Source organism: Microcoleus sp. CAWBG27, from assembly GCF_020883145.1.
GTDB lineage: Bacteria > Cyanobacteriota > Cyanobacteriia > Cyanobacteriales > Microcoleaceae > Microcoleus.
The window spans coordinates 38,098-60,575 of sequence record NZ_JAHREU010000026.1; the positions used below are offsets into that span (position 1 = coordinate 38,098).

Consider the following 22,478-nt stretch of genomic DNA (forward strand, 5'->3'; position numbering starts at 1 on the left):
AATCAACCCATATCGTTATTTTTGCTTGCAATTGGTGAAGCTCTGCCTTAATCTCATCAATTAGCCCCAGCAGCCTGAATGCTGTGCTAATTGCCAGATAATTATATTGGCAGCAACTCAAAGCGTGCAATCTTACTTGACAACGGAGGAACTATCCCATGACCCAAGCTAACTTTTCTGACGACACGCAAACTATCACTGAAGTTGTGACAGTAGACCTAGTGAGTGACCAGCCGGGGGTCATTACTACAATGACCTCAGAAACTCCAGGGAGCCACTCCCAAGATATTAAAGATCAAATTCTCACAATTTTGTCCGAGCTTCCAGCTTATCTCTCAACCTTTTTTGTTGAATATCAAAAACCTCTGGTAACTATTGGTTTAATCCTGGCAGGCGCTATTAGTATTAAGGTAACGCTGGGAGTTTTAGATGCTCTTAATGATGTCCCTTTGGTAGCTCCCTTTTTTGAGTTGATTGGTATCGGATATACGGGTTGGTTTGTCTACCGCTATTTGCTCAATGCTACTAGCCGCAAAGAGTTGTTAACGGAAATTGATTCTTTAAAAGAACAAGTTGTCGGTCGAGATTCTTAGACGAAGTCATCAGTCATTAGTCATCAGTGCATTAGTCAGTGGTTATTTGTGAGGGTATACCAATAACCGATAACAAGTAACCAGCAACCAATGCCCAATCCCTCCGCTACGCTCCGCCCAATGCCCAATGCCCACTATCAATTAGGATGGCAAACTTGTTGCAAAGTGGCGGTAAAGTCAGGGTAGGAAATGGCAGCGGCTTCGGCCCGGTGAATGTTAGTAACGCCTGTGGCGCTGAGGGCTGCGATCGCCAAACTCATTGCTATTCTGTGATCGGTGTAGCTGTCAACATCCGCGCCAGTTAACGGAGTTCCCCCGGTAATTTCCAAACCGTCTGGTAACTCGGTAATTTTGGCTCCCATGCGGTTGAGTTCCGCAGCAGTCACGGCCAGCCGATCGCTCTCTTTGACTCGCAACTCGGCCGCATCTCGAATGATGGTAGTACCCGACGCAAAGGCTGCGGCTACTGCCAAAATCGGGATTTCGTCAATCAGTCGGGGAATTAAGTCGCCAGCAATGGTGCATCCCCGCAACTGTGGGGAAAAGCGAACCAAGATATCTGCTACCGGTTCCCCCGCAGCATCTCGCTGATTTTGCAGTTCAATGTCGGCGCCCATCATTTCCAAAGCTTCCAAAATACCTGTACGAGTTGGGTTGACGCCGACGTTTTCGACTACGAGTTCGGAACCTGGGACGATCGCCCCAGCAACTAGCCAAAATGCCGCCGAACTAATATCTCCCGGTACAATTACATTCTGTCCTTGCAGTTGCGCTCCGCCACTGACTGTCACGCTACAAGTTTCTGGATCGACGGTTAATTTAGCTCCAAACGCCCGCAGCATCCGCTCGCTGTGATCCCGCGAAAGAGAGGGTTCTGTGACTGTAGTATCTCCATGGGCCATCAAACCGGCTAGCAAAATGCAGGATTTAACTTGAGCTGAGGCGATCGGAGAATGGTAGTGAATCCCCTTTAATTGCTGTCCGAGTATCCCTAAAGGAGCTAAAGAATTGCTCTTTCTACCCCAAATTTGCGCGCCCATTTGTTGCAGCGGCTTAATTACCCGTGACATGGGGCGCGATCGCAAAGAACTGTCACCCGTTACCGCATAAAAATGCCCCGGATGAGAGGCTAAAATTCCCAACATCAACCGCATCGTCGTGCCGGAATTACCCGCGTCCAAGACTTCCAGAGGCTCCTGTAACTCACCAATTCCAACGCCCCGGACAGTCACCCGTTCCTCGTTGAGTTCCGAAACCGATGCTCCCAGAAGGGAGAAACATTTAGCAGTGCTGCGGGGGTCTTCTCCTAGCAGCAGTCCCTCAATTGTAGTTTCACCGCGGGCGATCGCACCCAACATCAAAGCGCGGTGAGAAATCGACTTATCGCCCGGAACTCGAATCCTGCCTCGCAGCGACAAGCCCGAGGCAGGTTTTTGAATGCTTAAAGTTTGACTTTCGCTCTGGGGCGAAGTAGTTATAATGGCAGCTTGCATGAGATAGACTAGGATGGGACGGCGTTAGCTATCCTAACCTTTTCCCAGTCCTAAGTCATACCATTTTAGATTTTAGATTTTAAATTTTAGATTGGGGAATGACAGACTGCATAAGGGTTGGGAGCAGGTGGATACAGTTCCATTATTTGCTAAAACTGCGATGGGCTACAGGGGAGAGGAGATACCACTGCATGGATTTTACCTTAATTTCACAATTACAGTCCGTATATCTGCTGAGATTTCAGGTTCAGCTCTGAGTTATCGATCGGATAATTGACTTTGGACTGAAAAAATTTATGTTTCTGACTGCGAGTTGTAGATTTTGTATGTTTTTTAATCAAAAGTTCCGGAATTTGGAGCCGAGAAAATCTAGAATCTAAAATCAAAACTCTAAAATCTCAAATCTCAAACTGCCCGAACCACAATAACTCGTACACTTTTATTTATGCTGACGCACCATCGCAAGCCCGTAAGTTTATCGCTGGTATCCACAGATTTACCTTTGTGGTCAGTTGTTGAAACCGCTGGTACCCTGTATCAAAAAGACCGCGATCGCTTTCACTTGTTGTTGCACGAACCAGCAATACTCGATCGCCAAGTTGCCGACGAATCCGACGACTCTGCCGAGCAAGTCGCTATATTGCCCACAACTACAAAACCCCGGTTGCTGTGGCTGGAAGTTTCGCCCTATCGAGTGATTATGACGATGCAAGGAAACGGCAAGTACAGTTACCGCCACTGCTGGGAACGCGGAATGTACGGCTTGAGCCGTTATTGGCTTCAGGGCGAATCGCTGGCGACTCCCGAACAGTTGCGCCTCCGAAACTTCACCCGCAACTTGACCCTGACAGGCAAGCCGGAACCGGAACACCTGCGGTTAGAATATGAGTTGTGGTCGGAAAAAGTACAACTCGGTTCCTATATTTTGAATCTAGAAATTCATCATTGAATTTTGTCATTGGTGATTGGTTGTGATGTAGGCGATCGCCAAAAACAATAACATCTTGCTGGGTAGTCTAATTGATGTTCTGCTTGTTTTTGTAATTACTTACCAAGAAGAATGGGTTTACCAGAAAGAATTGATTGAAAGCCTCTCCCTTGGGCGTAGAAATTACGATCGGACTATTCATTACTCCAATACTCTGACTTTTAGGTAGAGATCGCTTTCCCATGGTCAACTGTCAACTGTCAACTGTCAACTGTTTAAAGCCTCCTCCTTCGAGGGGGAAATAAAACAAAATTATTCACTGTTTCAATCCTCTGACTTATAGGTAGAGGTCGCTCTACAACTGTCAACTGTCAACTGTCAACTGTCAACTGTTGAATTAGCGATCGCTCTTACAATAATTAATCAGTTTGGCAGTCAAAACATCTTGACTTTTGGCTGCTTGATTTGCCCGCTGTCCGGCTTGGATAATATCTGCTTGAGCTGTTTTGATTTGCTCTCGACCTTCTATACTTGTAGAAGCCCGATTTCCTGCCTCAAGAGCTTTACCTATATCGCCGAGTCCTTGACCCATGTCCCGGAAATATTTAACCGACGGCCCCTGAATTTCTTTGAGGGTTGCATCTGTGATTCGCAAAGCTTCAATTTCTTTAGCTGTCTGGTTCAAATCTTTAGCTAAGTTCTTGCTCGTTGCAGCATCGTAGGTGCCGTTCTTAAAATTGATGAGAGCGCTGCCTTTGGTGACAATTGCAATAAGTTTGGTACACTGGACAGTTCGGTTATCGCCGCTGCAACTAATCGTCAGCGTACAGCAAGCAAAAACTACGAACAGGATGGCAATCTGTTTGCGAAAAAAGTACATGAATCCTCGGTTGCAAAAAGTAAATTATAGGATGTTGTAGTAGAGTGTTTCAGTCGATTTTCCATTTTTAGATTTGAGATTTACTCCTCGATCTGAATCTGGGGGCTTGAACTGGGCTGTAAAATTGGAAGCGATCGCTTGACAGGAGTACGTTGGACGGTATCCGTTTTTTGGCAAGGGCGATCGAGATATCCAGTGTCAAAACACTCCTGCGGCTTTCAGACACGCTCTGCTAAACTAAACTACGTAGCCGTTTAGGAACTATGGTCAAAAACAGCAATAACCAACAGAAGGGCAGCATTTGGGGATATCTTACCCTGCTTTTGCCTATTTGCTTGACGGCGGTTGCCAGTTTCGAGTCGGGAACGATGTTTTGGGCGATCGCCACCACAGCGGGCATTGCTTGGGCTTACAAGCTTTACCAGCAGCAGCAAAAACACAGACTCGCTCATTTAGACTCGGTTTTCTACAGGTTGATCAAGGAAAATCAAGGGCGAGTTACGGCCTTGGATTTGGCGATGAATGCGAAACTCCCCGGAGACAAGGTTCAAGAATATCTCGACGAACGGGCTCTTGAGTTTGCCGCCGATTTTCAAGTAACCGAAGAAGGCGGAATTTTGTATTATTTTCAAATAGCTCCAACTGTCACTCAAAGCGAAATACCTAATGCAACAGTAGCTGTTCAAGAGCCTCCCACAAATCGGGAAAAAGCACAAGATAAAAAACCAAATTTATTTCCGATTGCTCAAACCAAGACTCCTCAAAAGCCCAAAATCTCTTTTACCCAAACGGAACTTTCCCGCAGGTTCAAGGTTCATGCAAGTACGATCGGCAAATGGAAAGTTAAGCCAGAGTTTGCTCAGTGGAGTAGCGAAAAAGACCCGGAGGCGATCGCCTGGGAATATTCTACAGACAACAAGCGATTTTATCCCAAAGATTGAGAAGAAGGTAGAAGGAAGAAGGTAGAGGGAAGAAGGTAGAGGGAAGAAGGTAGAGGGAAGAAGGTAGAATACACCAAGAAAAAAGGTTTGTAGTGAGGACTTCAGTCCTTTCTTGGATGAGGACTGAAGTCCTCACTACGAACCTATTTAATTGTTGTGGTCACCGCAGACATGATATAAAATCGTGTTTAATAGAGTTTGCCCGATAAATATTCGGTAAATTCGATCGCCATATCTGTTGATTTTTTCTCCTATGTCCACACCAAACTTGCGAGTAGTCGCACGCCTCGTAGCCTTTCCCGACAAAGTAGCAGAACTTAAATCTCTACTGCTGAGCATTATGGAGCCAACTCGGCAAGAAGAAGGCTGCATCAAATACGAACTTCTCCAAAATAAAGTTGATCCTACAGATTTTACCTTCGTTGAAGAGTGGGAAAGTGCAGCTTTGCTCGAACAGCATCTCGCTTCTACTCACATTCAAGCCGCCGTGAAGAAATTAGACGGTTTAGCAGTTGCACCTCCAGATATTCGCCGCTATGAATTGCTAGCTTAATTGGTTTTTAGGTTGAGTTAAATTAATGTCTGCGGTGGTTTTATTGTTATCATGGAAACAGGTACGTAGTTGGGCTTTAGCCCTCTTTCATAATATTAGGAAAGAGCGCTGAAGCGCAACTACATACCTTGATTAAAGAGAAATAGGTACGTTGTTGGACTTTAGCCCTCTTTCCTAATATTATAAAGAGCGCTGAAGCGCAACTACATACCTTAAGCATGACAATCAAACTAGCCTGCATAACCTTAATAAAGGTGGAAGAAGATCTCAAGTTAAAATTGTAGCAATTTCCGAGATTTTTATGATAGTAGCAACAGTCAAACAGTTATTTACTTATCCAATTAAAGGACTAACACCGCAAGCAATGTCGGAGTTTGCTTTAACGAAAGGACACGGTATTAAGGGCGATCGCGCTTTTGCGCTGCTATTTACAGATTATCTTGAAGGTGCAAAGATGCCCGCCGATAGCGCGTCTTGGATTAGCAAAAAATATTTGGCGGTTCAAAACGATTGGCCTCTGCTAGCAGCTTTGGAATGCCATTATCAACCGGAAACGGCTGTTTTAACAGTCAAGCGTCAAGGAGTTGCAGTATTATCGGCAGAAACGAACACAGCAGCGGGGCGCGATCGCATCAGCACTTTTTTTACCGACTATCTGGCGGCGATTCAACCAACAAAAGAAGCGAGACACCCGCAGCTTGCACCTTTGCGGTTAATCGGTAACAGTAGTGGGGAAACTCGTTATCCCGATCGAGAACCGGTACATATTTCTCTCCTCAGTCAAGCTACACTCGATCGATTAACCGAAGTCGCCCAGCAAAATATAGATGTAGGCAGATTTCGCCCAAACGTTGTGCTAGAGGGCATTTCAGCTTGGTCGGAATTTGAGTTAATCGGAAAAAAGTTTCAATTAGGTGCGGCACGGATCGAAGTTACAGCACGAATTGGTCGCTGTGTCAACGTAGAAGTAAATCCACAAACGGGCGATCGAGATATAGCCCTACTCAGTTTACTGCAACAAGAATTCGGTCACGCACAAACAGGAGTTTTAGCCAAAATCCTCAACAGCGGTACAGTTAGCATCGGCGATAAATTGAATTCCTAGAAAACCGGGCGGTTGAAACCGCGTCTATACAGACAAAACCCGCCTCCGCGGGTTGAAGAAAACGGGGTGGCTTCAACCGTCGTTTGATCTTCTCTTCATTCCGCGGAGGCGGAATTCGTTTGTGTAGGTGCGGTTTCAACCGCCGTCTACAACTTCCTCCGAAATCCGCACCTTATTACCAATCAACTTCAGAAAACTCACTCCAAAATGTTGAATTTCCAAAAAATTAGCATAAGCAGGAGTTGACTTATAAACTCTAAAAGTCCGCATAATTCCCAAAGTTGCCGCACTTTCCAGCGGGCCAACAAAGCTAGTATCTCTGTCCAAAAAATGAGACTGCTTAGCCCAGTGAGCCATCTGTTCCGCACTCAAAAAATAGCAACCGGAATGAGGATTCAAAGTCCGCTCAAAAGAGATTGGCTGTTCCATAATTTTTCCTACTAACTGCGGCTGCTCCTCCACATTTTGAAATTTAGCAGTAGCTCCGGCCACTAAATCACCATCAATATATGCTTTAAAAACAGCCCCTTGAGGCGATACTTCATAGCGATTGGGTTGCAACAAATTTCCATGTCCACCATGATGCGTAAACCAATTTAATTTACTAAAAAACCACGGATCGTGGAGAACTAAATCATCTTCCAAATAACAGAAGTAATCGTATTTGTTAAGGCAAGAACGCAAAACAGCCTGACACTCAAACCCCAACAGCAGCGGTTCGCATTTAGTAGCGTGGTGCATAAAAGACCTCGGCTGGACAGGCAGTTGAGGCAAAAGGTGATAACCTTGAGTAGTGCAAACAACAATATCGATTTCGTGCTTTTGAGATTTATTGGCTGGGATAGTGGCACATTCACTAATGTCAATCATGCACTGAGATTGGCCATACAAAGCTTGCAGCGAAGTCACGCAAGCAGTTAAAGCATTGATGCGCGGTTGGGGATCGTTTCGTTGGGAAGCGTGTTTCCCGTCACCGCTAGGATTGTAGAAGTGAGCAATAGTGAATAGGATTCGCATTTGTGTGTATCAACAATTAAAAATTAAACAATAAAACGGAAGACTGGGCGGTTGAAACCGCGTCTATACAGACAAAACCTGCCTCCGCAGGTTGAAGAGCAATCGGTTCCAACCTTAGGTCAAATCTTCATTCTTGAGTCTGCGGAGGCAGACATTGTTTGTGTAGACGCGGTTTCAACCGCCGTCTTATCTGCTCCCAACCGTATTGTACAAAAACCCCTATCAATCTTACCGCATTCAGTCTGCAAACAACTCGGGCAATCGCGATCGCAACTCAGCATTTAAACGCGGCAACTCGTCCCGCATTTGCAAGTACCAGTCTCGGCGCTGCCGGTAGTGTCCGCACAGCAAGCGGTTGTCGCGCACCCATTCGTAAGCATTCGCGGCTATTTCTTGGCGCATAGAAGTATCTGAAATCAGCGAATTTAGCTTGATTTCAAACTCTTTTTCGTGTTTGTAAATCAATCCGGTTTCACCTTCGACTATCGAATGTTCGTAGACGGTTGGACTCGCCAGTACCGCTACTCCTCGCGCCGCACATTCAATGAATTTTAAGTCAGATTTCATTTCGTTAACCGGGTTGGCAACGAGCGGCAGCAAAGCTATATCGCAACTGTACATGATTTCTTGATACCGTTCGTAAGTGCAAAATGATTCAAATTCCTTTTGCTGTATTTCTAAGGAATCAAAAAATCTGCGGTCGTGGATAACTTTAACTCTAATTCGGTGTTTGTGTGCAACTAAAACTCGATTCAGTGCTGCCATAATTGGCTGCCAATCATTTTCGCGGTTGAGCGCGCCAAAAAATATTGTGACTGCATGTTCTGCTGGATAGATTCGCGGCGGTGGTAGATAGGCTAGTTGATTGGGAAATACGGCAACATTATGATTGTAGTGCCGCAAAATTTTGGCTAGCGGTTCTGTTGTAGTTTGAACGCAGTGACAGCCGCGATAGCTGAGGTAATTATTGTCTGCGTATTCGCGGCGGCGGACGGGATTGTCGTCAATTTCGGCTACTATTAAATAGTCTTGTTTTAGTAGTTCTTTGAGTTTGGGAATGTAAGCCGGATATTGCATGATTGTCCGTTGCCAGACGAAGACTTTTTCTTCTCCCGGAAACTCGGTAATTAATGCTGCTGTTTTCACTCCCGATACGGTGCGGACACCGGGAATTGTGGCGCTAAATTTGTCCGGTTCCAGAACTCGCACGCGATCGCACCCTGTAGGAGCCATAATAATGGTTTGGATCAGCAGTCTGCGGGGCTGTACGGTCGATTTGGTCGATCGCACAATATAATATTCAGCACCAGTTTCCGTAGCAAAATCGCTGGATTTTAGCTCTAAAGCCTTCACCATTGGATGCAGCAATTGTTGGAATTGGGCAAAATTTTCGGTTTTGTGTCCCTTCCCTTGCAATTCGTAAACCTGCAATCCGGCTCCAGCAAATAATGATTTAATACTTTCCAGGGTAAACCAGTGCTGCATCTTGCTGTCGGGATTTTCCCAATGTCCCCGCAACAGATTGACAATGCGCCGCCAGTATTGAACGTTGGGAATTGTGGCGAAAACTTGCCCCTCCGGCTTGAGCAAAGCACTGTACTGCTGTAGTATCTCCCAGGGGTTTTTGAGATAGGGTAACAAGTCGCCAAAAATCAAGCAATCGACAGTTTCGGGTTCGATGTCGAGACTGGCGATCGCAATTTCTTCAATATCGGCTACCGCCACCCAGTTTAGCCGATCGACTGCAATTTTCGCTTTTTCGCGATCGCATTCAATGCCAATATACTGACAGTGGGGATTGATCAGCTTGTAGTGTTCGCCCCTAGAACCAGTACCGCAGCCAATTTCAACAATGACTTTAGCATCCGGCGGTAGCAGCTTGAAGAGGTCGTGGTTGGCGCGATCGATCACTTTCTCTAAAATTCCTGATTAGTTTATTGTAAAATAAAACTGAACAACCCATGCCGACCCACAGCCAGCCGAAGGTTAGCATGGCGATGCAATTATACAATGGCGATCGGCACATTTGTCAAGGACTAAATTTTCAGTTACCAACTCTTTCTCTTCCCTCTCTTCTCTCACTCTGCGTACTCTGCGTACTCTGCGTTTCAATTAAACCTTATTCACCAATCGTGTAAAGATTGATATATAGCGGTTCTCAAAAAAATGAGGTATGACTGACAGCTTATATAACCACTTAGAATAAGAGGGCCCAAGCCCAACAACGTACCCCAAAAATAAACACAGCACTGTACTAAATACATTATAAATTATGAATCCTAATCTAGGAATAAACATTGCCGGCTACATCAACGGCGAATTTGGCATAGGAGAAGGAGTAAGAGCCAACATCAGAGCCGCCGAAGCCGCCGGAATCACCTTGGCTATCAACAATTTTACCCGCAGTCCCCACCGTAAAAAAGACACCACATATCAAAACTTTAGCCCAGACAATCCCCATCCGGTAAATTTAATTCAAGTCAACGCCGACGAAGTTGACACTTTTATCAAAGATAGAGGTTCCAGCTATTTTGATAAAAAATATAATATCGGCTTTTGGGCCTGGGAACTTCCCGGATTTCCCCCTCAATGGCAGGCAGCATTTAACCACTTTCACGAAATCTGGACTTACAGCAATTCTTGTGCCGAAGCAATTTCTCAAGTTTCGCCAATTCCCGTCATCAAAATCATGCCCAGTATTTTTTTACCTGCACCTTCCCTCAGCAGAGAAGAACTGCATTTACCTAAAGATAAATTTATTTTTCTGTTTGTCTTCGACTTTTGCAGCCGCATCGAACGCAAAAATCCTTTGGCAGTTATCCAAGCATTTAAAACAGCTTTTGGTGACGATGACCGCGTATTATTGGTAATCAAATCTTCCAACTCAGACAAAAATCTTAAAGATTTAGAATTGTTGAATTTTGCCATAGATGATTCTGCAAATATCAGACATCAAGACGGGTATTTATCCAAAGATGAAATCAACGGTTTGCTTTATAATTCCGATTGTTACGTGTCGCTGCACCGCTGCGAAGGATTCGGCTTGACAATGGCTGAAGCGATGTTTTACGGCAAGCCTGTAATTGCCACCGGTTATTCATCAAATACAGAATTTATGAATGTCGGTAATAGCTTTTTAGTGAAGTATAAGTTGGTTCCAATCGAGGAAGATTGCGGGCCTTATAAAAAAGGCAATGTTTGGGCCGAACCGGATGTCGGACACGCTGCTGATTTAATGGGCTATGTTTTTAATAATTACCAAGAATCTCAAAAAATTGGAGTTGTAGCTGCTGCGGAAATTCAGACTTTACTCAACCCGGAAGTTACAGGAAGTAAAATTAGGAAACGTCTCGAATATATTGCCGAGATTACCGATAATTTTCAAAATTTGCCTCTGTCAAGAACTGCCAAAGCAGAGTCTGCAAAAATTAAGCATGAATTCCCACAGTCAAACCGACAAACTCAATCAAAAGTAGAACTGGGAAACTGGCAGCCTTTGGTGAGCATTTGCATTCCGACGTACAACGGAGAAGCTTTTATTGAGGAAACAATCAAAAGCGCGATCGCCCAAACTTACCCTAATATAGAACTGATTGTATCCGACGACGGCTCCACAGACCGCACAATTGCGATCGCCCAATCCTTCCTATCGCAAACATCCGCCGACTTCCGCATCATCCTGCACCGCAACTACGGCTTATCGCAAAACTGGAACTTCTGCATCTCTCAAGCCAAAGGTGAATACATCAAATTTCTGTTTCAAGACGACTTGCTCGCACCGGAATGTATCGCCAAAATGGTCGCCCTCGCCCAACAAAACCCAGACATAGGTATGATTTTCTCCCCCCGCGGCATCACCATCGCTGAAGATGAATCTCACCCAATTTTGCGGAAAGCTTCCCAATCAATCAAAGATTTGCACAAAAGTTGGTCGAATTTAAAATCAATTCAGCCCGGAAAAGACTTGCTAGCAGATGCTAACTGCTTGAACAACCCCATCAACAAAATTGGCGAACCGAGTACCGTATTAATTGCCTCGCGAGTTTTTGGCGAAATCGGATTGTTTGATTCAGGATTATCTCAGTATGTAGACTTAGATATGTGGTGGCGGATCATGGGAAACTATCACGTCGGGTTTGTAGACGAAAAACTGTCGTCACTGCGGATTCATCCCGAACAACAAACCTGGAAAAACTTCGCTGCTGGGGAAAATCATAAAGATGTCGTCAGATTTTACAAGAAACTTCTAAATAGTCCTGATTACAGTTTCCTGAATCAACAAATCAAACAGACAATCCGGCAAAAGTTGGCATCGAGAACCCAGCCTAATATATCTGACTTGTCAGCACTGGTTGAAAAGTACAAAAAATTGCCATCAAACCAGTCAATTTTGCTCCAAATGCGGCAACGCCGCCAACAACTAGCTGAAGCTTGGCTAAATTGTCCCGTCGATAAAATAGAAAGTGCTTACTCGCAAGCAGCGGGGAAAGCTCATAAATTGCTACTAGAGGGCCACCTCAAACATGAACTTTTAACCGAGTCGGAACAAAGTTTTGTCCGCCAGTTATACTCGAAACTTGGCTCAGCAGGGACAATTGCCGATAAGATGCCATATTGTCTGGCAGCTATGCTGTACCGCGAGGCTTATCAGTTGCCGTTAGAGTATAAAGATTCAGCGATTCCCCAGTGGTTTTTTGATGATTTTCTGAAATTTCTATTTCAGTCTCCGAATTGTTTTCAACAAATGGGAGATGTTGAAAGATATTCTGAATATTTCCAGGATTTGATCGAGTATGTTGCTGCGAATATCGCCAGTTTTCCGGATGCGGAAGTTTGGTATTATGTGGCCGGATTTATTGCGAAGAATGTTAGCTTCAAAGCTTTGTACTTGAGCGATGCAAATTTGCTGAATGTCTTGAGCCAGCGAGCTGATATTCTAGAATTTTATTTAGAAAAAATTGGCTGTGAAATAAACTGGGATTTTGCTCCAAGAGTATCGAAGCCAATTAAAGTTAGATTGGGGATTTTGCTCGACAAAATTAGTGCGGAATCGGAAACTTGGGCTGCTATTCCGAGTTTTGAATATTTAGATAGAGATAAATTTGAAGTTATCGCGTACAGTTTTCAGGTAGAAGACGAGCAACTGGGGAAATATTGCGAAAGTTGCGCTGACAAGCTGGTGCGACTGCCGCCAAATTTGCCACAGCAGGTGCAGGAAATTCGATCGCACGATTTAGATATTCTGCTAATTAGCACCAATATCGCCGACACTTCCGGGCCCAGCGCGCTGTTGTGCTTGCACCGACTGGCGCGGGTGCAAATTGCTACCGCTGCATCCACTCCCGCCACTACCGCAGCCCGCAATATCGATTGTTTGATTGTCGGAGATTTGGCATTGCCGGCAGATGCAGCAGAGTATCGCGAAAAATTAATTACCTTAGAAGGCTCGGGAGTTTGTTTCAGCTATCCTGTAGAGTTAGCTCCTGCCACCGTTGAACCGACTCGCAGCAGTTGGGGAGCCACCAACCAATCTGTAGTGTTCATGTCCTGTGCTCGGGCTGGGACAATTATCCCAGAATTGCGAGAAACTTGGGCAAAAATTATTGCCGGCGTACCGAATTCTATTTTAGTTTTGTATCCCTTTCGTTCCCGCGCTGAAAACTATCCGACCGTACCTTTTTACCACCAAATTCGATCGACCTTCGGGGAATTTGGAATTGACAAAAAGCGGCTAGTTGTGATACGAGCGCTATCAAATCGTGCAGATTGCATAAAATGTCTGGAATTGGCTGATATATATTTAGACTCCTATCCATACAGCGATGCCGGCCCCTTTGCAGAACCGCTGTTGGCCGGGTTGCCTGTAGTGGCAAGAAAAGGGCAAAAAACTCGATCGGGACAATTTGCAGCAGTCCTCGAAGAACTACAACTTCCGGAACTGGTAGCACATAGCGAGAACTCTTATATAGAACTGAGTACAGCACTGGGAACAAACCCAGAAATGCGCCGGCGCTATCGGGATCGAATCCAGCAAACAATGGCGGCCAACCCCAAAATTCTTGACAGTCGCGCTTACTCCCATCAAATAGGCAAACTATTTGAAAGGAACCCCGTCTGGATGCAAAGCGTCAAGAATTAGACAGCAATAGCGCTAGGTTTCTTAACGCTCTGCTATCATCGGGAGATTGAGGGGTTAGTGGTTGTCGCTCTTTTCCTGCCACAGCTAAATTAAAAGGGGAAGCGCAAGTCAGTTGGAGATTAAAAAATGACAGGACTTTTTCAAATAGGCGATAAATTACTGCAAGCTCAGGATATGCCATCGCTCCTGAAGCGTTACCAGTTGATGCCCCAATTCTTGCGGGGTGTAATCATCGACCAAGCGATCGCATCCTTTAGTTGCAGCGACGAAGAACGCCAATCAGCAGTCGAGAACTTTCTGGTACAGCACCAACTGACAGCCCCCGACGCCAGAGAAGCTTGGCTGCGGAGTCAAAATATGACAGAAGAAGAACTTCAAGAGATGGCCGTCAGGCCCTTGCTGATCGAAAAATTTAAGCAAGAGACTTGGAGACCTAAAGTAGATAATTATTTTTTAACCCGCAAAGCCAGTCTAGACCACGTAGTCTACTCCCTGGTACGCACCAAAAATCCAGCACTGGCAAACGAACTTTACTTCCGCATCCTCGAAGGAGAACAAACCTTCGCTGAAGTAGCTCGCGACTTCTCAGAAGGCCCAGAGTCAAAGTCGGGCGGCCTGTTGGGCCCAGTACCCCTCAGTCAGCCTCACCCGGCAATTAGTAAACTTTTATCAGTCAGCCAGCCAAATCAACTCTGGACGCCGCGTCCTCTGGCAGAATGGATGGTAATTATTCGACTAGAAAAGTTCATGCCGGCCCAGCTCGACGAATCGATGCGGCTGCACCTGATTAACGAACTCTTTGAAAGCTGGCTCGCCGAACAAATATCGCAAATTGGCCCGCTACAGCCCCTCTCTTCGGTGTCTTCAATATCATGACTTCTTCCGCTGTTTCCCTCACCCAAATTCAGGATTTCTTAGCTCAAACACCTCCCTTTGACCGACTGTCAGAAACGGATCTAACAGCCTTGGTGGCTAAATGCCAACTCCTGGGCTACCGGACGGGGCAACCCCTGTTTGAACGCGAAAAAATGCCGACTCAGGTGGCAATTATCTATCAAGGTCAGGCCCGGCTGCTGGGCTTTGACCAACGATCGCAACGCCACGTCAGTTTGCGGTTGGTGCAGTCGCAGGAAATTCTCGGCTGGGCTGGCTTGCTCAGAGGAGTTCCCTGCGAAACTGCGATCGCCTCTACAGATGTAATCGCGATCGTCCTACCTGCTGAAGATTTCCTGAACTTACTGGAAAAACAGCCGACATTTGGAGAAGCTTTTCACGCTCACTCTTCCTTGAGCGAAGTGTTTGAGCTGTTGAGCCTGGAATTGCAGCGCCAAGCCGACGGCACTTCGGATCTCAAGGAGCTAACTCGGCAAGCTTGGGAAGACGCGACAGTTGTCAACGTCCCAAAGGGTAACAAAAAAACTCAAGACCTCGCTAACGAACTAGATGCCGATCGAATTTGGCTAGTCAGCAGCGGCGTCTTGGGCGAGTTTCCCACCGGCAGTCGCTTCTCTGTTGAAAATGCAGCCAAATCCTTAAAAGTAGAAGGCAGCGCCGGCGCCCGCTTGGTCGGCTTCCGGGAACCCTCAGCATCACCAACAGAGCTAGAAGATCCCTTAACTGACCCGACAGCCACAGGAACAGGAGGCTTAGGGAAAAAGCCACCCATCATTTTTGGCGATGTACCCCCCGCCCCCGAGCGCCCCCCAAACCCAATCCCAACACCAGAGGCGGGGAAATATCCAGTTTTCCGCGCCAAAGGGCAAATAGATGCCCCGCTAGCTTGCTTCCAAATGTTGAGCAAGTATTTCGGCATCAAATTTCGTCGGGATATCATCCGCAAAGTTCTAGAAAATCAGTTAAAAACCGCTGGTGTTATCAATCTGCAAGCCTGCGGGGCGATCGCCCAAAGCATCGGCCTGACGCCTCAATTGGCGCAAGTCCCAGCAGATGCGATCAACCGGATCAAAGCTCCGGTCATGATTAAATTCCTAGATAGCTTTGCCATTGTTTACAGCATCACCGAGCAAGAATTGGTACTAGCCAGCCCAGAAAAGGGGCTGATGCGGATGCGGGTACCTCAGTTTAGAGAAGACTGGGGAGAACAGGGAGAAGTCCTGCTGCTCCAAGAGCCGCAAGTCGAACAAAAAGAGCAGTTCAGCTTCTGGTGGTTTGTGCCGGCGCTGATGGAACACAAAACAGTATTTATTGAGGTATTGCTCGCCTCGTTTTTTGTGCAACTATTTGGTCTTGCCAACCCTTTAATCAGCCAAGTAATTATTGATAAAGTATTAGGTCAGCGCAGCATCGACACCTTGGATATTTTGGGTGCGTTTCTGTTAGGTGTTGCCCTGTTTGAAGGATTGCTCAACGGTTTACGAACCTTCTTATTTGTAGATACTTCCAACCGCATCGATGTCAAATTGAGTGCGGAAGTAATCGACCACTTGCTCCGGCTGCCTCAGAATTACTTTGACAACCGGCGCGTCGGAGATCTGGTCTACAAATTCAGCATGATGGGCCAGATTCGGGAATTCATGACAGGTACCGCTTTAACAGTGGTTCTTGATGCAGTATTTTCGGTGGTTTACGTCGCCGTGATGCTTTCCTACAGCGTGAAGCTAACCTTCGTATCTTTGGCAGTCGTACCAGTGCTGGCGCTGATGATTGTTCTGATCAATCCGCTGGTACTGCGCCTGATCAAACAAAGAAATATGCGTTTTGCTGACTCTCAATCCTATCTAGTGGAAGTAGTCAGCGGAATTCAAACTGTTAAGGCTCAAAATATTGAATTGAAATCCCGCTGGGAGTGGTCTAGCCGTTACGCAAAATATATTACAGCCAGTTTTAAAACAATTCTGACCGGGACTACGGCAGGTACGATTAGCAGCTTTTTAAACCAGGTGGGTAACTTAGCTCAGTTGTGGGTGGGAGCTTATTTGGTACTTAGCAATGACATTACTTTGGGTCAGTTGATTGCTTTCCGAATTATTTCCGGTAACGTGACTGGTTCGCTCCTCAGGTTTGTGAGCGTGTGGCAGAGTTTCCAAGAGGTCTCGATGTCGATCGATATGCTCAAGGATATCATCGATAAACCCACGGAAACCAGCGAGGAAGACCGGAGCAATATCCCGCTGCCGGCAATTCAAGGGCAGGTTTCCTATGAAGAGGTTTCCTTCCGATTCCTGGAGAGTGGAGCCCTGCAATTGGCGAATGTGAACTTGGATTTTCCCGCTGGCAGTTTTGTGGGAATTGTGGGGGGAAGCGGTTCCGGAAAAAGTACGGCGATGAAGCTGTTGCAGCGTCTTTATCCGCCACTGTCGGGCCGCATTTTTATTGACGGCTATGACATTTCCAAAGTGGAATTATATTCGCTCCGCGCTCAGCTTGGGGTGGTGTTGCAAGATACTTTGCTGTTTAACTGTACAGTCCAAGAAAATATTGCTCTGAGCAATCCTGATGCGAGTACGGATGAAATTGTGCGAGCAGCGAAATTAGCCGTAGCTCACGATTTTATCATGGGCTTGCCCGCTGGTTACAATACGGTGGTGGGAGAACGCGGTTCATCGCTTTCTGGGGGTCAACGGCAGCGTTTGGCGATCGCCCGGACGATTTTGCAAAACCCGAAACTGCTGATTTTGGACGAAGCTACAAGCGCCCTGGACTACCATTCCGAACGCCAAGTTTGCAATAACTTAGCCGAAGCGTTCGCCGGTCGCACGGTGTTTTTCATCACTCACCGCCTGACTACAATCCAAAATGCTGATGTCATTATTATGATGGATCAAGGTTCTGTAGTCGAGCAGGGAACGCATAAAGAATTAATGGCTCTTAAAGGGCGTTACTACTGTCTCTTCCAACAACAAGAGTCATCGAACACCTAATGATGGGGCATGGGGCATCGTTCAACAGTTGACAGTTGACAGTTGACAGTTGACAGTTTGAGAGCGACCTCTATCCTTAAGGAAGAGGATTGGAGTAATGAATCGTCTGATTGGAGTAATGAATCGTCTGATTTTAATTTCTCCCTCAAAGGGTTCCGGCTTTCAACCAATTCTTTCTGGTAATACTTAGTGGTTAGCGATCGCTTGTTAATAGCTTTTATAATAATAAATGCTCAATGCCCAATCCCTCCGCTACGCTCCGCCCAATGCCCAATGCCCAATGCCCAAATAACAAATAACAACTAACAACTAACAACTAACACCTAACAAATGGCTATGAAATCGGTAATCCTTTCTGAACAAGCAGTCATTCTGGAAAAACCAGCGATTTGGTCGCGCTTGTTTTTGTGGATGATCATGCTGATGACCACTTCTGCCGTAGTTTGGGCTTATTTTGCTAGCGTAGAGCAAGCTGTCCCCGCTGTCGGCCAATTGGAACTCAAAGATGGTGCTAGAGACATCCAAGCGCCTGCTACGGGCGCTGTGGTGAGGCTGCACGTCGAAAATGGCGATCGGGTCGAAAAAAACCAGCCCCTGCTCACTTTCAACCCCCTTGCACCCAGTGCCGATTTAACATCGATTAAGAAAACGAAAGAAGCGCTGGAAAAAGAAAATAAATTTTACGAAGATGTCGTTAGTGGCAAAGTTCAAGGCCCTATTCCTTCCAACCTAGAATCGACAATCAAAGACAGACAGAGCCTCGCAGCACAAAATCAAGTGCTGCAAGCTTTGATTGACGAGCTATACCTTAACCGGGGAGCCAGCGGAAATTTTGATGCAGCCCAGCAAGGACTGTATGTTAATTATCGATCGGAATATCTGTCTCGGGTAGCCGCCGCCCAAGGACAAGTTCAGGAGTTGGACAAACAACTCAAGCAAGCCGAGAATGCTGAGAAAGCCGCCGGCGATCAAATGACGGTAGCGCAGCAACAATTGGGTTTTGCTCAGAACCAATTAAATTACTCTCAGCAGCAGTTAGCCTCTTCCCAAGAGCAAGTCAAATCAGCTCTAGCTCAAAAAGAGTTGGCCGAAGAACAGTTAGCCAAATCTCAACAAGTATTGAAGTCAAATCAAGGCATTTTGGGCAGATTAGGCCCGCTGGTGGAGCAAGGAGCGATCGCTGAACTACAAAGAGAAAAGCAGGAACAAGATGTTTTCAGAGGGCAAGGCGACGTTCTGAAACAGCAAGATCAAATCAAGCAGCGCGAGGGTGAAATCAACGCCCGTAGAGGCGAAATCAATACCCGCAGAGGTGAGATCAATACCCGCCGAGGCGAAATTAACGCGCGTCAAGGTGACATCCAAAAAATAACCGCTGAAGTACAGCGCCAGCAAGGAGAGCAAGCGCGCATTCAAGAGTCGATCGCCCGCGCCCAAGAACAGTTGAAAAATACCAAGGATGCCTGGGCAAAAGAACTTTACACCAAAATTGCTGAAAACCAGAAACAAATTGCCAGCAGCGATTCTCAACTCAGCCGCTTCAAAGTGGAAAACCTGAAAAAGCTGTCCGAAGTAAATGCTCAGCTAGAAAAAGCGCAGCAAGTTCGCGATACTCAAATTATGAAGGCTCCCGTATCCGGCGTTATCTTCGATTTGAAACCTTCTAAGAAGGAGAATGCGAAGTTGGATCTAGCTAAAGATCCGATCTGCCAATCCATTATTAACTCAGTGGTAAAACCTGGAGAACCGCGCCCCAAACGCTGCGAAGAAGCTTATTACGAAGCGCAGCAAACAGAGAAGCTGCTTAAGGTTTTGGATGATGAAAACGGCTTGCAAGCAGTTGTTTACCTGGAAAACAGCAACGTAGCTCTTGTTTTGGATGGTATGAAACAGAAGCGACAAAAATTAGAAAAATATCACGGCAAACAATTAGATGGAGAAAAAATTGACTGCGAAGTAGGTAAAAGCTGCCTGTGTCCTGAGAAGGAAGTTAATAGAGAGAAATTGGGTCTGACGCACTACGAATGCGTGCCTGTGGAGATAAATGTTGAAGCTTTTCCTGCCTTGGAATTTGGTACTGCTCAGGGTGAAGTGAAAGAGATTAGCAGCGATGCTGAACCTCCTACTGAACTTCGGAAATACTACGCTTTCAAAACCAAAATTAAGCTCAAAAATCAAAAGTTTGTCTTGAACAAGGGCAAGTCAAATGAACAGGAAGTTAACTTGCAGTCGGGAATGGCCGTAAGTTCTAATATCAATATCGGCAAGCGGACTGTTTTGCAGATGTTTATCAACCGATTTACTGGCAAACTGGATACGTTCAAGACTGTTAAGTAATTGGCTGAACAGAATTGAAGAGGACTAAAGTCCTCACTACAAACTTGATGACTGGTTTGTAGTGAGGACTTTAGTCCTAATTAGCCCGGTTCGTAGTGATGACTTTAATCTAATTCCCCCAAATTATGAGGACTGAAGTCCTCACTACAAACTGGATGACTGGTTTGTAGTAATGACTTTAGTCCTAATTAGCCTGATTCGTAGTGAGGAATTTAATCATAATTCCCCCAAATTATGAGGACTGAAGTCCTCACTACAAACTGGATGACTGGTTTGTAGTAAGGACTTTAGTCCTAATTAGCCCGGTTCGTAGTGATGACTTTAATCTAATTCCCCCAAATTATGAGGACTGAAGTCCTCACTACAAACTGGATGACTGGTTTGTAGTAAGGACTTTAGTCCTAATTAGCCTGATTCGTAGTGAGGAATTTAATCATAATTCCCCCAAATTATGAGGACTGAAGTCCTCACTACAAACTGGATGACTGGTTTGTAGTAAGGACTTTAGTCCTAATTAGCCTAATTCGTAGCGAGGAATTTAATCCTAATTCCCCCAAATTATCAGGACTGAAGTCCTCACTACAAACTGGATGACTGGTTTGTAGTAAGGACTTTAGTCCTAATTAGCCTGATTCGTAGCGAGGAATTTAATCCTAATTCCCCCAAATTATCAGGACTGAAGTCCTCACTACAAACTGGATGACTGGTTTGTAGTAAGGACTTTAGTCCTAATTAGCCTGATTCGTAGTGAGGAATTTAATCCTAATTCCCCCAAATTATCAGGACTGAAGTCCTCACTACAAACATGATGAGAATGATTTAACGATATTAATATAAAATAGTGATGGCAATTGGTGCGATCGCACATTCATGAAAAAATTTATCTTATTTACGCTATATCTACTTCCAGTCGTCCTTTTAATCGGATTTGTAGCCACTTTTAGCGTTAACGTGCCCATTGATGACGAGTGGAGGTTGGCTAGCCTGTTTGAGAAAATCGCTCAGGGAAGTGTAACCTTTAACGATTTTTGGGCTTTGCACAGCAACCACCGCATAGTCTTTCCGAAATTAATTATTGCTGTGCTGGTTTTTGCTTCCAGATGGAATATCAATTATCAGTTGTGTCTCAGCATCGGTTTGGCTGGGATAACTTTTATGACTCTGTACAAGTTATCCTCGATACCGGTTAAGAATGTTGGGGATAATTTATGGCATTTAGCTAATATTTTAACTTGTATTTTACTTTTCTCCCTGGTTCAACATGAAAACTGGCTTTGGGGATTTCAATTAGCTTGGTTTTTCGTAAATCTGTGTTTTATAGCGGCGGTGTATGCGCTGGTTGCAACTCACAAATTATTGCCTAATATTAGGATTTCTATTGCTGCTGTATTCTGTTTTATTGCTAGTTTTTCTTTGGCTCAAGGTTTGCTATCTTGGTTGGCGGCGGTTCCGGCTGTGGTGGATTTGGAGGGAAATCGAGTACAGAAAAAAAGCAGATTAATTCTATGGATATTACTGTTTGCAGCAACTTGTGCTATTTACTCCATTGATTATCATCCTAGCCGTAAAACAAGTATTATTGCATTGTTGAATAAGCCGCTGGTGGTAATTGATTATTTTTTGAGTTTGTTGGGTTCACCAATTGTTAGATTTCCGGGAATTTCGGCATTTGTAGGATTGGTAGTATTTGCAATTTTCGGATTTTTTGTATGGTATTTTGGGAAGAATATTTTATCAACAGATTTGGGATTGGGTGGGGACGGGCAAGATGCCGATCCCACAATTGATTTAGGATTGCGATCTCAGGCTTTGCCTTGGCTGTCAATAGGTTTGTTTTCGGTTTTGTCGGCTTTGTTTATTACGGCTGGTAGGGCTAATTTTGGGGCAATTCAGGCGATCGAATCTTCAAGATATACGACTAATTCGATTTTACTGTTAATTGTTTTGGTTCAGTTAGGACAATTGTTTATTCGAGAAACAAAATCTCTGTTGAAATTCAACTATAAATTTATTTATAGAGGAGTTTTATTGCTATTAATTGGGATAATTATTGTTAATTCTCAGAATGCGATCGCCCAAACTAGCTCTGCACTCCTTTACAAGCAAGGCGCTCGAGATTGTTTGCAGTTAATTAACTACCTGGAACCGTCGGATTTTTTTAAGAATTCGCCAGAAAGCTGTTTGAGGGTGCTGAGCAAAAAAACTTGGCTGGTGAGAGATGGTGCTGCTATTCTCGATAAATTTGGTTGGAGAAAGTTCGCGAAAAATGTAGAGTTTATTGCTAATACCAAGAAAGTTTACGGCTATTTAGACAAACCTCCAACGGGCGATAAATTCTTGAAAGCTGCTGGTTGGGCGGTTTTGCCAGACAACAGGAAACAGCCGAATATTGTACTGCTATCTGTCGGCGATAACAAATCTTTTTTTGCTAACGCTTATGTAAATTTGGACAGCCCCGATATTGCTAAGACTTTGAAATCGCAGTTGTACAACAATGCGAGGTGGGCGGTTGATGTGTCTGGTGGCGATTTGGCGATCGGCCAAACCGAAATCAAAGCTTGGGTGTATAATCCTGTTGACAACCAGTTTGTCCAGTTGCGCGGAGGATGAG

Annotated in this window: 14 protein-coding genes; 10 read left to right on the top strand and 4 right to left on the bottom strand. The window is 45.2% G+C overall.

Going from position 1 to position 22,478, the window contains the following annotated elements:
* The first annotated feature begins 158 nt into the window (after positions 1-158).
* Positions 159-593 (top strand): CAAD domain-containing protein, encoded by a 435-nt coding sequence (locus QZ938_RS16240; RefSeq protein WP_293153563.1) that lies wholly within the window; start codon positions 159-161, stop codon positions 591-593.
* 137 nt (positions 594-730) lie between these two features.
* On the opposite strand, the gene aroA is transcribed toward QZ938_RS16240, so the two are convergent.
* On the bottom strand, positions 731-2,086 hold the full coding sequence (aroA, locus tag QZ938_RS16245; RefSeq protein WP_293153560.1) for a 3-phosphoshikimate 1-carboxyvinyltransferase: 1,356 nt from the start codon (positions 2,084-2,086) through the stop codon (positions 731-733).
* A gap of 445 nt (positions 2,087-2,531) precedes the next feature.
* Between aroA and QZ938_RS16250 the strand changes: the two genes are divergently transcribed.
* Entirely contained in the window at positions 2,532-3,035 is a 504-nt protein-coding gene (locus tag QZ938_RS16250) for a hypothetical protein (protein ID WP_293153557.1), read from the top strand.
* A gap of 376 nt (positions 3,036-3,411) precedes the next feature.
* Here the strand turns inward: QZ938_RS16250 and QZ938_RS16255 are convergent, their stop codons facing one another.
* Complete coding sequence (locus tag QZ938_RS16255; RefSeq protein ID WP_293153554.1) at positions 3,412-3,894, bottom strand: hypothetical protein; 483 nt, start codon at positions 3,892-3,894, stop codon at positions 3,412-3,414.
* Positions 3,895-4,157: 263 nt separating this feature from the next.
* Here QZ938_RS16255 and QZ938_RS16260 point away from each other — a divergent pair, with 263 nt between their 5' ends.
* The 3 genes from QZ938_RS16260 (at position 4,158) to QZ938_RS16270 (ending at position 6,493) form a co-directional block, all read left to right on the top strand.
* Entirely contained in the window at positions 4,158-4,835 is a 678-nt protein-coding gene (locus QZ938_RS16260) for a hypothetical protein (RefSeq protein WP_293153551.1), read from the top strand.
* Between the two features lie 253 nt (positions 4,836-5,088).
* On the top strand, positions 5,089-5,388 hold the full coding sequence (locus tag QZ938_RS16265) for a putative quinol monooxygenase (RefSeq protein WP_293153548.1): 300 nt from the start codon (positions 5,089-5,091) through the stop codon (positions 5,386-5,388).
* Positions 5,389-5,689: 301 nt separating this feature from the next.
* The gene (locus tag QZ938_RS16270) at positions 5,690-6,493 is read left to right on the top strand and encodes an MOSC domain-containing protein (protein WP_293153545.1); all 804 of its coding nucleotides are present in this window, start codon (positions 5,690-5,692) and stop codon (positions 6,491-6,493) included.
* Between the two features lie 135 nt (positions 6,494-6,628).
* Here QZ938_RS16270 and QZ938_RS16275 read toward each other — a convergent pair whose 3' ends face one another.
* Together QZ938_RS16275 and QZ938_RS16280 are read right to left on the bottom strand one after the other, a co-directional pair.
* Positions 6,629-7,510: a calcium-binding protein gene (locus QZ938_RS16275; protein WP_293153543.1), complete on the bottom strand. Its 882-nt coding sequence runs from the start codon at positions 7,508-7,510 to the stop codon at positions 6,629-6,631.
* A 237-nt stretch (positions 7,511-7,747) separates the two neighbouring features.
* Positions 7,748-9,421: a methyltransferase domain-containing protein gene (locus QZ938_RS16280; RefSeq protein WP_293352402.1), complete on the bottom strand. Its 1,674-nt coding sequence runs from the start codon at positions 9,419-9,421 to the stop codon at positions 7,748-7,750.
* 361 nt (positions 9,422-9,782) lie between these two features.
* Here QZ938_RS16280 and QZ938_RS16285 point away from each other — a divergent pair, with 361 nt between their 5' ends.
* The 5 genes from QZ938_RS16285 (at position 9,783) to QZ938_RS16305 (ending at position 22,477) form a co-directional block, all read left to right on the top strand.
* Positions 9,783-13,649 (top strand): glycosyltransferase, encoded by a 3,867-nt coding sequence (locus QZ938_RS16285; protein ID WP_293352400.1) that lies wholly within the window; start codon positions 9,783-9,785, stop codon positions 13,647-13,649.
* Between the two features lie 126 nt (positions 13,650-13,775).
* Complete coding sequence (locus QZ938_RS16290) at positions 13,776-14,525, top strand: peptidylprolyl isomerase (RefSeq protein ID WP_293153537.1); 750 nt, start codon at positions 13,776-13,778, stop codon at positions 14,523-14,525.
* Positions 14,522-17,530 (top strand): peptidase domain-containing ABC transporter, encoded by a 3,009-nt coding sequence (locus QZ938_RS16295; protein WP_293352398.1) that lies wholly within the window; start codon positions 14,522-14,524, stop codon positions 17,528-17,530. The genes QZ938_RS16290 and QZ938_RS16295 overlap by 4 nt, the downstream gene beginning before the upstream one ends.
* Positions 17,531-17,866: 336 nt before the next feature.
* The gene (locus tag QZ938_RS16300) at positions 17,867-19,867 is read left to right on the top strand and encodes a chromosome partitioning protein ParA (protein WP_293153531.1); all 2,001 of its coding nucleotides are present in this window, start codon (positions 17,867-17,869) and stop codon (positions 19,865-19,867) included.
* 870 nt (positions 19,868-20,737) lie between these two features.
* Positions 20,738-22,477: a hypothetical protein gene (locus QZ938_RS16305; protein ID WP_293352396.1), complete on the top strand. Its 1,740-nt coding sequence runs from the start codon at positions 20,738-20,740 to the stop codon at positions 22,475-22,477.
* The last annotated feature ends 1 nt before the right edge of the window (position 22,478 follow it).